The organism is Bacillus sp. EE-W1, assembly GCF_009760835.1.
Classification (GTDB): domain Bacteria; phylum Bacillota; class Bacilli; order Bacillales; family Bacillaceae_G; genus Bacillus_A; species Bacillus_A wiedmannii.
The window spans coordinates 1-11,732 of the sequence record NZ_WIPE01000005.1 but is presented as its reverse complement, the minus strand read 5'-3'; the positions used below and the strand labels follow the sequence as shown (position 1 = coordinate 11,732).

Genomic DNA, 11,732 nt, shown 5'->3' with positions numbered 1-11,732 from the left:
TTTCAAAAATCCGCTTATAAACCACTTCCAGCCTAAAGGTGGTTCTCTCTGTAAAAAGCCTGATTTTCTACTTCTCCTTCTCGTCGCTTTTCCTTATTAGGTTTTAAGTATACTTATTATATTTCTAAATCTAGAAAATGTTAACCAATTACTTTTTGAAGACGATTTAAAACTTTTTCTTTTCCAAGAAGTGCAATAGCATTAGGAAGCTCTGGGCCATGTGTTTGACCAGTAGTTGCAACACGGATTGGCATAAATAAGTTTTTACCTTTATGACCTGTTTCCTTTTGCACTGCTTTAATAGCCGCCTTAATTGCTGCTGGTTCCATCGCTTCTAGTGCTTCTACTTGACCCGCAAATGCACGAAGTACTTCTGGTACTTGTTCACCTTTTAATACTTCTTGTCCTTCTTCTTCATAATCAACATGATCTTTGAAGAACATTTCAGAAAGCTCTACAATTTCAGCTCCAAAACTCATTTGTTCATGATATAACGCAATTACATCACGAATCCAAGCTTGTTCTTGTTCGCTTAAAGTTTCACCTATACGTCCAGCTTTCACTAGATGCGGTAAGCTTAATTCTACCACCGTATCTAAATCTTGCTTTTTCATATATTGGTTGTTCATCCATTTTAGTTTTTGAGAATCAAATAATGCAGGTGATTTTGATAAACGAGCTGCATCGAACATTTTGATAAATTCTTCTTGAGAGAAGATTTCTTCTTCTCCTACTGGCGACCAACCTAGTAGTGCAATAAAGTTAAAGATCGCTTCTGGAAGATATCCAAGCTCTTTATATTGCTCAATAAATTGAATAATAGATTCATCACGCTTACTTAACTTTTTACGGCTTTCGTTTACAATTAAAGTCATATGACCAAATTGCGGAATATCCCAACCGAAAGCTTCGTAAATCATCATTTGTTTTGGCGTATTTGAAATATGATCATCACCACGAAGTACATGTGTAATCTCCATTAAGTGATCATCTACTGCTACCGCAAAGTTATAAGTTGGAATTCCATCTTTTTTCACGATAACGAAATCACCGAAATCATTTGAATGGAATGCAACTTCATCTTTTACGATATCTTTAAACGTGTAGTCGCGATCAACCGGTACACGGAAACGAATACTCGGAATGCGGCCTTCAGCCTCAAATCCCTTCATTTGCTCCTCAGTTAAATCACGGTGGTTTCCAGCATAACGCGGTGTTTCACCACGAGAGATTTGTCCTTCACGCTCTGCTTCTAGCTCTTCTTCTGTCATATAACATTTGTAAGCTAAACCGCGTTCTAATAAATCTTCATATAATTTTTTATAAATATCTAAACGCTCTGTTTGACGATATGGTCCAAATTCACCACCAACATCAACACCTTCATCCCAGTCCATACCGAGCCATTTCAAGTATTTTAATTGGCTTTCTTCTCCACCAGCAACATTACGTTTCACATCAGTATCTTCAATACGAATAATAAACTTACCATCTTGATGACGAGCAAATAAATAATTAAATAATGCCGTACGCGCATTTCCGATATGTAAGTGTCCTGTTGGACTTGGCGCATAGCGCACTCTCACTTGCTTTTCCATAATTGGTACACCTTCCATTCTTAATGTCAACACATTCTATAATTGTACACCAAAAAAATGTGATTATCCATCTTACGAATTAAAAACCATTATTTTTTCTGTAATAAAACAACTGCTTGAGAAGCAATTCCTTCTTCTCTACCTGTAAATCCTAATTTTTCTGTTGTTGTTGCTTTTACATTGATATTGTCAATAGACGTTTCTAATAGTTCACTAATACGTTTACGCATACTTTCAATATGCGGTGCCATCTTTGGCTTTTGAGCAATAATTGTACAATCTAGATTCCCTAACTCGTAACCTTGTTCACGTACAAATTCCCAAACTTTTTGCAGCAATACAGCTGAATCAGCATCTTTAAAAGCAGGATCTGTATCAGGGAAATGCTTTCCAATATCCCCAGCTGCAATTGCACCTAAACATGCATCCGCAATCGTATGTAACAATACGTCTGCATCTGAATGACCAATTAATCCTTTCTCATGAGGAATTGTAATTCCACCAATAATTAACGGTCTACCTTCCGCAAACTCATGTACATCAAAACCTTGTCCAATTCGAAACATTTTTTACATCCTCCTCAAGCTAAACTACAGAGCTTTATGATTCTATATTATATCGCTATCCTTATAAAGAAAAGCCCGGCTGTTGCCGAGCTTTTTTTCGCTATAATCATCACTTTCATTTCTTTTGAACATGAAGGAAACTTTCAGCAATTAATAAATCCTCTGGAGTCGTCACTTTAATATTATAGTAACTCCCCTCTACTACACCTACTTGCTTCCCGATACGTTCTACGAGGCTTGCATCATCTGTACCAAGGAAACAACCCTGTTTTGCACTTCTATGAGCTTCTAACAAAAGAGAAACAGCGAACCCTTGTGGGGTTTGTACAGCTTTGAGCTGAGATCTTTCTACCGTTTCGACAACGATACCCTGCTCTACTTTCTTAACTGTATCTTTCACTGGTACCGCACAAATGGACGCTCCATATTTTTCCGCTGCAGTTAATACATCTTGAATCACTTTGTTCGTTACAAATGGACGCGCGCCGTCATGTACAAGAACATACTCAACATCACTAGTATGCTGAATGGCGTTATATACACTATCTTGTCTTTCGGCTCCGCCCTGAATAAATTGTACTGGCTTTTCAATTGGATACTTCTGCATTAATTCTTCAAAATACGGACGTTCTTCTTCGTTAATTGCCATAATAATACTTTTGCACGCTTTATCTTTTTCAAAAGCACGTAACGTATGCACAATAATCGGTACTTCATTAATAAGTAAGAACAACTTATTTTTACCAGCACCCATCCGCTTACCTTGACCAGCTGCTGGAATAATTAATGTATACATATTAATAATCCTCTACTTATAATGCTTTTTCTAATAATTTACGTTTGGCGAAAATCATACGCCCAGCCGATGTTTGTAACACACTAGTAACAAGCACATTGAGTTGTGAACCTACATATTCTCTACCATCTTCTACTACAATCATCGTGCCATCATCTAAATATGCAACACCTTGATTTTGTTCTTTTCCATCTTTGACAACATAAACACTCAGTTCTTCACCTGGGAGTACAACAGGTTTAATTGCATTAGCTAAATCGTTAATATTTAACACCGTTACCCCTTGTAATTCAGAAACTTTGTTTAAATTGAAATCATTCGTTACTACCGTTCCACCAGTGATTTTCGCCAACTTTACAAGTTTGCTATCCACTTCTTGAATATCATCGAAATCGCCTTCATAAATTTCTACCGGAATCGGCATCTCTTTTTGAATACGATTTAAAATATCTAATCCTCTGCGACCACGATTACGCTTTAAAGCATCAGAAGAATCGGCAATGTGCTGAAGTTCTTCTAACACGAATTGTGGAATCACAATTGTTCCTTCTAAAAACTTTGTTTGGCAAATATCAGCAATACGCCCATCGATAATTACACTCGTATCGAGAATTTTCCAATGAGTTGTAGATTCTTCTACCTCAGTTTCTTCGTTCTCACTATTATTATTTTTCTTCTTCCCACGTTGTGGTAATGTAAATAATCCTAGCAATTCATTCCTCTTTTTAAACCCTACTTGGAATCCTAAATATCCAAGTAAAAGAGTAAAGAACACTTGCAACACTGTGCTAATAACTGGAATTGTAAATTCACGAATTGGTATTAAAATTAAATATGCAACAATAAGACCAGAGATTAACCCTAATGTACCAAATAAAACATCCGCTACAGGCGCCTTTACAAGAGCCTCTTCAATATGCTTAATAAGTTGAACAATATAATCTACAAGCCAAAATGTTGTTAAAAATAAAATAATTGCACCAATAATTGCACGAACATACGATCCTTCCAATAAAGGAACGGCACCGATGTCTAATACATTAATAACTTTTGGGATTAAGTAAATCCCTAACGCTCCGCCAATTACTAGAAAGAAGAGCTGTACAATCCGTTTTAACATCCAACCACCTCCTACTCATTATTAACCATTGTTTCGCTAATCAAAACGCCGAATGCAAAAGCGGACGTGTTTTTTTTATAAATAGTTTTATTTACCAATATACCATATCTTATACCAAAAATGTTCTAGTGTCGTTATATTATGGAATCAATGTAATATTCTTAATTGTGTCTACTCATATAGAGATGCTCTTGGATTCTTTTTAAGCCTTCTCGTATTTTCTTCGCCCTTACTTCTCCAATTCCTTCCACATCATCCAATTCATTAATAGTTGCTCGACAAACACCTTGCAAAGTCTTAAATCGATTAATTAAATTTTCAATGATAAGTGGCGGAACGCGCGAAATTTTGCTTGTGATTCGGTATCCTCTCGGCGTCACACTTTCTTCTAAACTCATTTGTCCTGGATAGCCAAGCAATTTAACTAAATCGCTATCCTCTAGAAGTTGTGTATTCGCAAGATCTTGTAACTTTTTCAAAATTTGATGATGGTCTTGTGTTTTTTCTTGATAATAATCTTTAATTAATAACGCTGCCTCTGCCTCTAAATCAGCTAGTAGTTCTGTAAGTTGTAAACGAATTAACCTACCTTCCGTTCCTAACTCATGAATATAGCTCAATATTTCATTTTTAATCCGCAGTACCATTTCAACACTATGTAACACATGAACCACCTCGGACATTGTAACGACTTCTTCAAATTCTAGAATGCCCAAATTCGTAATACCATCATTCCATACAGCCTTATATTTTTCTAACGTTTGAATAGCTTGGTTTGCCTTTGTTAAAATAACACCTATATCCTTTAGTGTATAACGTAAATTCCCTTGATATAGTGTAATTACGTTACGTCTTTGTGAAATAGCCACAACGAGACTACCTGTCTGCTTTGCTACACGCTCTGCCGTCCGGTGGCGCATACCTGTTTCAATAGAATCAATAGATGCCTCTGGAACTAACTGTGCATTTGCAATTAAAATTTTACTTCCAGTTTCATTTAAAATAAGTGCCCCATCCATTTTTGCTAATTCGTATAAACTAGCAGGAGAGAATGCACAATTAATGTGAAATCCCCCATCAACAATACTTTTAATTTGTTCATTATATCCAAGAACAATTAGTCCCCCTGTTTGTGCGCGAAGCACATTATCTATCCCTTCGCGCAGTGGTGTTCCTGGGGCCACGAGCTGTAAAATATTAATCATACTTTTGACACGTTGCTTGTTTTCTTCCATAGCCTAGCCTCCTAATGTCAAACGAAGCGCTTCCCCTAAATTAGATACACCTACTACTTCAATCCCATCCGGAATTGTCCATCCTCCCAAATTTTTTCTAGGAATAATAGCACGTTGAAATCCTAATTTAGCTGCTTCTTGTACACGTTGTTCAATTCTTGATACTCTTCTTATTTCTCCAGTTAATCCTACTTCTCCTATTACTGCATCAGTTGGTGTCGTAGATTTATCTCTAAAACTCGAAGCAATACTTAAAGCCACAGCTAAATCAATTGCTGGTTCATCTAATTTCAAACCACCTGCTACTTTTAAATATGCGTCTTGGTTTTGCAATAATAAACCTGTTCTTTTTTCTAGCACTGCCATAATAAGCGATACACGGTTATGATCAATTCCCGTCGCCATTCTTCGAGGGTTTCCAAAACTAGTAGGGGAGATTAATGCTTGTATTTCTACTAAAACCGGTCTTGTTCCTTCCATTGAGGCAACTACTGTTGATCCTGCGACTCCAACGGGTCTTTCCTCAAGAAAAATTTCAGAAGGGTTTAAGACTTCCGCAAGACCGAGCTCTTTCATTTCAAAAATACCCATTTCATTCGTGGAGCCAAAACGATTCTTCACAGCTCGCAAAATACGATATGTATGATGACGATCTCCTTCAAAGTAAAGAACTGCATCGACCATATGTTCTAACATACGAGGTCCTGCAATTGCCCCCTCTTTTGTTACATGTCCGACGATAAAAATAGGAATTCCTTTCGTTTTTGCAAGTTTCATTAATTCCGCTGTACATTCACGTACTTGCGCTACACTTCCTGGGGCTGACGTCACTTCAGGTAAATGTATCGTTTGAATAGAGTCAATAACAACAAAAGCTGGATTCATTTCTTCAATGTGCGCTGCAATTCGCTGTAGATCAGTTTCTGCTACAACAAATAGATTACTACCCTTTACATGCAAACGATCTGCACGAAGTTTAATCTGCTTTGCTGACTCCTCACCCGATATGTATAGTACATCATATGAAGAATCTGCTAATTGCGATGAAATTTGTAATAACAATGTTGATTTCCCAATCCCAGGGTCTCCACCAATAAGTACTAAGGATCCATCTACAATCCCACCACCAAGTACACGGTTAAACTCTTGGAATTTCGTTTCAATACGTGCCTCAGATTTTGTTTCTACTTCTGTTAGGCGTCTTGGTTTTGTTACTTCCGATTGAATTGCATTGGCATAATTAAGGCGTCTTGATGATACAACCGGTTCCATCTCTTCAACAAGCGTATTCCATTGACCACAACCAGGGCATTTCCCCATATATTTTGGTGACTGATAACCACACTCTTGACATGTGAATTTTGTTTTCTTTTTAGCCATATCGTTTTATATTTCACTTCACTTTCATCTATAAACAGTTTATCCTTCTCGTACAAGAAAGAGGGCTATCTCGTAGCCCTCTTAGTTTGTCTATACTTATTTTACCTTTTCAGCACTATGAATGACAAATGATTCCCCTTCAACATCAAAGATAACTTTTTGTCCTTTCTCAATAGCACCTTTTAAAAGTTCTTCCGATAGTCTATCTTCTACATGTTTCTGAATTGCTCTACGAAGCGGACGAGCACCGTATTCTCGGTCAAATCCTTTATCAGCAATGGCTGAAATCGCTCCTTCTGTTAAATGCAATTCAATCTCTTGCTCTTTTAAGCGCTTCACTAACTGATTCACCATAAGTGTTACAATCTCTTGAATATGTTTTTTCTCAAGCATATGGAACACGATAATTTCATCAATACGGTTTAAGAATTCTGGACGAAATGCCTTTTTCAGTTCATCCATTACTTTACCTTTCATATCTGAATAATCGCGGCTCTCATCTTGTACGTTAAATCCAAGATGTTTATTACGTTTTAACGCATCTGCACCAACGTTAGATGTCATAATAACAATTGTATTACGGAAATCAACTGTACGCCCTTTGGAATCCGTTAAGCGACCATCTTCTAATACTTGTAGTAAAATGTTAAACACATCAGGATGAGCTTTCTCTACTTCATCTAATAGGACAACTGAATATGGCTTACGGCGAACCTTTTCTGTTAATTGTCCACCTTCTTCATATCCAACATATCCTGGAGGAGATCCAACTAAACGAGAAGTCGAATGCTTCTCCATGTACTCAGACATATCGATGCGAATCATTGCATCCTCATCACCGAACATAGATTCTGCTAATGCTCTTGCTAGTTCTGTTTTACCTACACCTGTTGGTCCTAAGAAAATAAATGAACCAATCGGACGTTTCGGATCTTTCAATCCTGCTCTAGCACGACGAACAGCTTTCGCTACAGCTACTACCGCTTCATCTTGACCAATAACACGGTTGTGAAGAATGGATTCTAAGTTTAATAATTTATCAGTCTCTGTTTGTGCAAGTTTAGAAACCGGTATACGAGTCCACGTAGAAACGACATTTGCAATATCTTCTACTGTCACTTCTGAGTTTTCTTTTCCTTGTTGCTCTTTCCATTGACGCTTCGTATCTTCTAACTTTTCACGTAAGCGTTGTTCCATATCACGTAAGGAAGCAGCTTTTTCAAATTCTTGACTTTGCACAGCTGCATCTTTTTCTTTTCTAATTTCCTCAAGTTTTACTTCAAGCTCTTTTAGATTTGGTGGTGTTGTATAAGAGCGTAAGCGAACCTTTGAAGCAGCTTCATCAATTAAATCAATTGCTTTATCTGGTAAGAAACGATCTGTAATATAGCGGTCTGAAAGCTTTACAGCTGCATCAATTGCATCATCTGTAATAGATACACGGTGATGCGCTTCGTAACGATCACGTAAACCTTTCAATATTTGAGTTGATTCGTCTAAACTTGGCTCATCAACGTGAATTGGTTGGAAACGTCTTTCTAAAGCCGCGTCTTTTTCAATATATTTACGATATTCATCTAAGGTTGTCGCCCCAATACATTGTAACTCTCCGCGTGCTAAAGATGGTTTTAAAATGTTAGATGCATCAATTGCACCTTCTGCTCCACCTGCACCAATTAATGTATGAAGTTCATCAATAAATAGAATAATGTTTCCAGCTTGACGGATTTCATCCATAACTTTCTTTAAACGATCTTCAAATTCACCACGATATTTCGTTCCAGCTACAACTGTACCCATATCTAGTGTCATAACACGCTTATCTCTTAATGTTTCAGGAACTTCATTATTTACAATTTGTTGTGCTAATCCTTCTGCAATTGCCGTTTTACCTACACCAGGTTCTCCAATTAATACAGGATTGTTTTTTGTTCTACGGCTTAAAACTTCAATTACACGTTGAATTTCTTTACCACGACCGATAACAGGATCTAGACGATTTTCACGTGCAACAACTGTTAAATCACGTGCTAAGCTATCCAGTGTCGGTGTATTTGCATTCGTTGAAGAACCACCTTGGTGACCTGAACTTGCTTCATTACTTCCAAGGAGTTGCAATACTTGTTGTCTTGCCTTATTTAGGCTAACACCTAAGTTATTTAAAACACGTGCTGCTACACCTTCACCTTCACGGATTAAACCAAGTAAGATATGTTCTGTTCCAACGTAAGAATGACCTAATTTACGAGCTTCATCCATAGACAACTCAATAACCTTTTTAGCACGCGGTGTATAATGTACAGTTTGAGAAGCTTCTGTTCCGCGTCCAATTAACGCTTCTACCTCTTTTTGAACCTTCTCTGGACTTAATCCAAGAGCAATTAACGCTTTTGCTGCAATTCCTTCCCCTTCGCGTACAAGCCCAAGTAAAATGTGTTCTGTTCCAATATTATTATGCCCAATACGAATTGCTTCCTCTTGAGATAAAGCTAATACTTTCTGTGCTCTTTCTGTAAATCTTCCAAACATCATAGAAATCGCCTCCTACTTGCGCTTAGTTTTTTTCAATACGTAATCGCTCACGGATTAAGGTTGCTCTTCGATAATCTCTTTCTTCTGGTCCTAAAGGTCCGCCTGCATATTGTTGTAAAATGCCTGGTTGTGTAAGAACCATTAGCTCAGTCAAAATATTTCTCGATACACCTTTTATATATCCTAAATCAATACCAAGTCGTACATCTGACAAGCAAGTGGCCGCTTCTGCAGATTGAATTAACCGACTGTTTGCTAGTATGCCATAAGAGCGATAAACCTTATCTTCAAGCTCAATACTTGAATTTTGTACAATTAATTCTCTAGCTATTTTTTCTTGCTGTATGATTTGTTGAATGACACTTTTTAAATCTGCAATAATATCTTCTTCAGATTTTCCTAGCGTCATTTGATTTGACACTTGAAATATATTACCTAACGCTTCGCTACCTTCACCGTATATTCCTCTTACTACTAACCCTAATTTTTGAATTACTTGTATAATGCGGCTAATTCTTTTCGTTAAAACGAGTCCCGGTAAGTGAATCATTACGGAAGCCCTCAATCCTGTACCAACGTTAGTAGGGCAGCTCGTTATATATCCAAGTGATTCATCAAAAGCATATTCAACCTCTTCCTCTATCCAATTATCTATTTGATTGGCACTTTGAATAGCCTCTGATAACTGTAACCCTGAAAATAAGCACTGTATCCTAATGTGGTCTTCTTCATTAAGCATAACACTAATATGTTCGCTTTCTGATAATAGACATGCTCCATATTCTGTTCCTGCAAGGTTAGGACTAATTAAATGCTTTTCAACTAATACTCTCCTTTGAAGAGGCGTTAATTCATTCATTTTTAATAGTTCAAACTCTCCAAAAGGTTCTACCGTTTTATTTATAAATTCCTTTTTAAATAATTCATGAATCTGTCTAGCTTCTTCTTCGTTTTGCATAGTAGAGAATTGATATTTTTTAAAATTACGAGCCAAACGAATTCGACTACTTAAAACAATATCAGAATCAGGGCCATCCCCCTTCATCCATGGACTAATCGCTTCATTCATAATTTTGTCCAGTGACATAGAACTATTCCCCCTCTCTATGCTCACTAAGCTGATTTTCAAGACCTCGAATATCATCCCTTACTTCAGCAGCTTTCTCAAACTCCTCTTTCTGTACGTATTGTTTCAGAATGAGTTTTAGTTCATCTAATTCTTTCTTTAAGTGAAGATTTCCTTCTATACGTTCCGGAATTTTTCCACAATGATCTGTATGTCCGCCGTGCAGACGTTTTAATAATGGCTTTAAATGTTCCTTAAATGTATCGTAACAAGAAGCACATCCAAACCGTCCCACCTTTGTAAATTGCTCATATGTCATCTTACAATCTGGACACCTTAATATACTTGTATTCGAAAGCCCGTTTTGTCCTTCTTCAAACATTGTTGATTCACCGTGTAATAACCCAGCAAATAAATCATGGAATGAAAAGTTAGACTGCGGTGATTGAAAGAAAGACGTATAGCCACTTTGTTCTGCACATTGCTCACAAAGATGAACTTCCGTCTTCTTTTCGTTGATTACTTTTGTATAATGTAAAGTTGCTGGTCTTATATTACAGTTTTGACAAGTCATCACTATCCCCACCTTTACAATAGGAACGATCTATCTGATAGTAATTTTCATACATTACTAGATTGTTCACTTTCCTTTACTTGTTTAAATAAAAGTGCGTGTTCTTTTTTCAAAACCTCTACAATATTTAACTGCCTTATCTCTTAGTTATTATTCTTTTACAAAAGCTATATTTATTTATATTTCAGTGTTCTTAACATTGCGCATAATATTCGAGCCCTAAGTTCATCTCGAGAAGGAACATCCATTGATAATACAGAACGATCTAGTACACTTAACATAAGTTTAGCTTCACGATTTGTTATGATTCCCTCTTCTATTAAACGTATAATCATACTCTCTGCATTCCCTTGCGCAACGCTATGATCAATCATATGAAGCATTTGATCAATCATGTCTATATCGTCATGCAGTTTGACTTTTATAATGCGAATGTAACCTCCTCCACCACGTTTACTTTCTACTACAAATCCTCTTTCTATCGTAAAACGGGTATTGATTACATAATTGATTTGAGATGGTACGCACTCGAATCGATCCGCAATCTCATTTCTTTTGATTTCAATCACATTATTATTACTTAAGTCAATAACTTGCTTTAGATATTGCTCAATGATATCAGATATATTTCTCATTTATCCGCCACCTTTATTGACTTTGACTATCTTTGACTTTAATTATATACGTATTAATAAAATTTGCAACTCTTTTGCTTATTCACTATCCTAGCCACATTCCCCTGTATTTAATCAAAATAATAATTATTTAAACACATTTTTTAATTACTATGGATTATAAAAGAAAATACGAAAAAACACGAGTCATTTGACTCGTGTTTAGTTGCTTGGCGACGTCCTACTCTCAC

10 protein-coding genes and 1 other annotated feature (1 of these 11 running past the window's edge) are annotated in these 11,732 nt (G+C 36.7%); all 10 genes read right to left on the bottom strand.

From position 1 onward, the window contains the following. Window positions 1–93: a binding site (T-box leader), on the bottom strand (it extends 154 nt beyond the left edge of the window). A gap of 47 nt (window positions 94–140) precedes the next feature. Continuing rightward, on the bottom strand, window positions 141–1,598 hold the full coding sequence (gene gltX / locus GFJ36_RS00385; RefSeq protein WP_088061476.1) for a glutamate--tRNA ligase: 1,458 nt from the start codon (window positions 1,596–1,598) through the stop codon (window positions 141–143). Between the two features lie 89 nt (window positions 1,599–1,687). Continuing rightward, the gene (gene ispF / locus GFJ36_RS00380) at window positions 1,688–2,164 is read right to left on the bottom strand and encodes a 2-C-methyl-D-erythritol 2,4-cyclodiphosphate synthase (RefSeq protein ID WP_000488386.1); all 477 of its coding nucleotides are present in this window, start codon (window positions 2,162–2,164) and stop codon (window positions 1,688–1,690) included. Window positions 2,165–2,279: 115 nt separating this feature from the next. Next, window positions 2,280–2,960: a 2-C-methyl-D-erythritol 4-phosphate cytidylyltransferase gene (ispD, locus tag GFJ36_RS00375; RefSeq protein ID WP_048562648.1), complete on the bottom strand. Its 681-nt coding sequence runs from the start codon at window positions 2,958–2,960 to the stop codon at window positions 2,280–2,282. A 16-nt stretch (window positions 2,961–2,976) separates the two neighbouring features. After that, the gene (locus GFJ36_RS00370) at window positions 2,977–4,080 is read right to left on the bottom strand and encodes a PIN/TRAM domain-containing protein (protein WP_000919686.1); all 1,104 of its coding nucleotides are present in this window, start codon (window positions 4,078–4,080) and stop codon (window positions 2,977–2,979) included. A gap of 161 nt (window positions 4,081–4,241) precedes the next feature. Next, on the bottom strand, window positions 4,242–5,315 hold the full coding sequence (gene disA / locus GFJ36_RS00365) for a DNA integrity scanning diadenylate cyclase DisA (RefSeq protein ID WP_000392165.1): 1,074 nt from the start codon (window positions 5,313–5,315) through the stop codon (window positions 4,242–4,244). A gap of 3 nt (window positions 5,316–5,318) precedes the next feature. Continuing rightward, window positions 5,319–6,695: a DNA repair protein RadA gene (radA, locus tag GFJ36_RS00360; RefSeq protein ID WP_001085205.1), complete on the bottom strand. Its 1,377-nt coding sequence runs from the start codon at window positions 6,693–6,695 to the stop codon at window positions 5,319–5,321. Window positions 6,696–6,791: 96 nt separating this feature from the next. Beyond that, window positions 6,792–9,227: an ATP-dependent protease ATP-binding subunit ClpC gene (clpC, locus tag GFJ36_RS00355; RefSeq protein ID WP_000971181.1), complete on the bottom strand. Its 2,436-nt coding sequence runs from the start codon at window positions 9,225–9,227 to the stop codon at window positions 6,792–6,794. A 22-nt stretch (window positions 9,228–9,249) separates the two neighbouring features. Then, window positions 9,250–10,314, bottom strand: a complete 1,065-nt coding sequence (gene mcsB, locus GFJ36_RS00350; RefSeq protein WP_088061474.1) for a protein-arginine kinase McsB — start codon at window positions 10,312–10,314, stop codon at window positions 9,250–9,252. 4 nt (window positions 10,315–10,318) lie between these two features. Then, window positions 10,319–10,867: a protein-arginine kinase activator protein McsA gene (gene mcsA / locus GFJ36_RS00345; protein ID WP_088061472.1), complete on the bottom strand. Its 549-nt coding sequence runs from the start codon at window positions 10,865–10,867 to the stop codon at window positions 10,319–10,321. 173 nt (window positions 10,868–11,040) lie between these two features. Then, complete coding sequence (ctsR, locus tag GFJ36_RS00340) at window positions 11,041–11,502, bottom strand: transcriptional regulator CtsR (RefSeq protein WP_001244556.1); 462 nt, start codon at window positions 11,500–11,502, stop codon at window positions 11,041–11,043. Window positions 11,503–11,732: the final 230 nt, after the last annotated feature.

What these genes read in the sequence shown, in the direction of transcription:
- gltX (WP_088061476.1), bottom strand. Translation starts at nt 1,598, where the DNA reads ATGGAAAAGCAAGTGAGAGTGCGCTATGCGCCAAGTCCAACAGGACAC.
- ispF (WP_000488386.1), bottom strand. Translation starts at nt 2,164, where the DNA reads ATGTTTCGAATTGGACAAGGTTTTGATGTACATGAGTTTGCGGAAGGT.
- ispD (WP_048562648.1), bottom strand. Translation starts at nt 2,960, where the DNA reads ATGTATACATTAATTATTCCAGCAGCTGGTCAAGGTAAGCGGATGGGT.
- GFJ36_RS00370 (WP_000919686.1), bottom strand. Translation starts at nt 4,080, where the DNA reads ATGTTAAAACGGATTGTACAGCTCTTCTTTCTAGTAATTGGCGGAGCG.
- disA (WP_000392165.1), bottom strand. Translation starts at nt 5,315, where the DNA reads ATGGAAGAAAACAAGCAACGTGTCAAAAGTATGATTAATATTTTACAG.
- radA (WP_001085205.1), bottom strand. Translation starts at nt 6,695, where the DNA reads ATGGCTAAAAAGAAAACAAAATTCACATGTCAAGAGTGTGGTTATCAG.
- clpC (WP_000971181.1), bottom strand. Translation starts at nt 9,227, where the DNA reads ATGATGTTTGGAAGATTTACAGAAAGAGCACAGAAAGTATTAGCTTTA.
- mcsB (WP_088061474.1), bottom strand. Translation starts at nt 10,314, where the DNA reads ATGTCACTGGACAAAATTATGAATGAAGCGATTAGTCCATGGATGAAG.
- mcsA (WP_088061472.1), bottom strand. Translation starts at nt 10,867, where the DNA reads ATGACTTGTCAAAACTGTAATATAAGACCAGCAACTTTACATTATACA.
- ctsR (WP_001244556.1), bottom strand. Translation starts at nt 11,502, where the DNA reads ATGAGAAATATATCTGATATCATTGAGCAATATCTAAAGCAAGTTATT.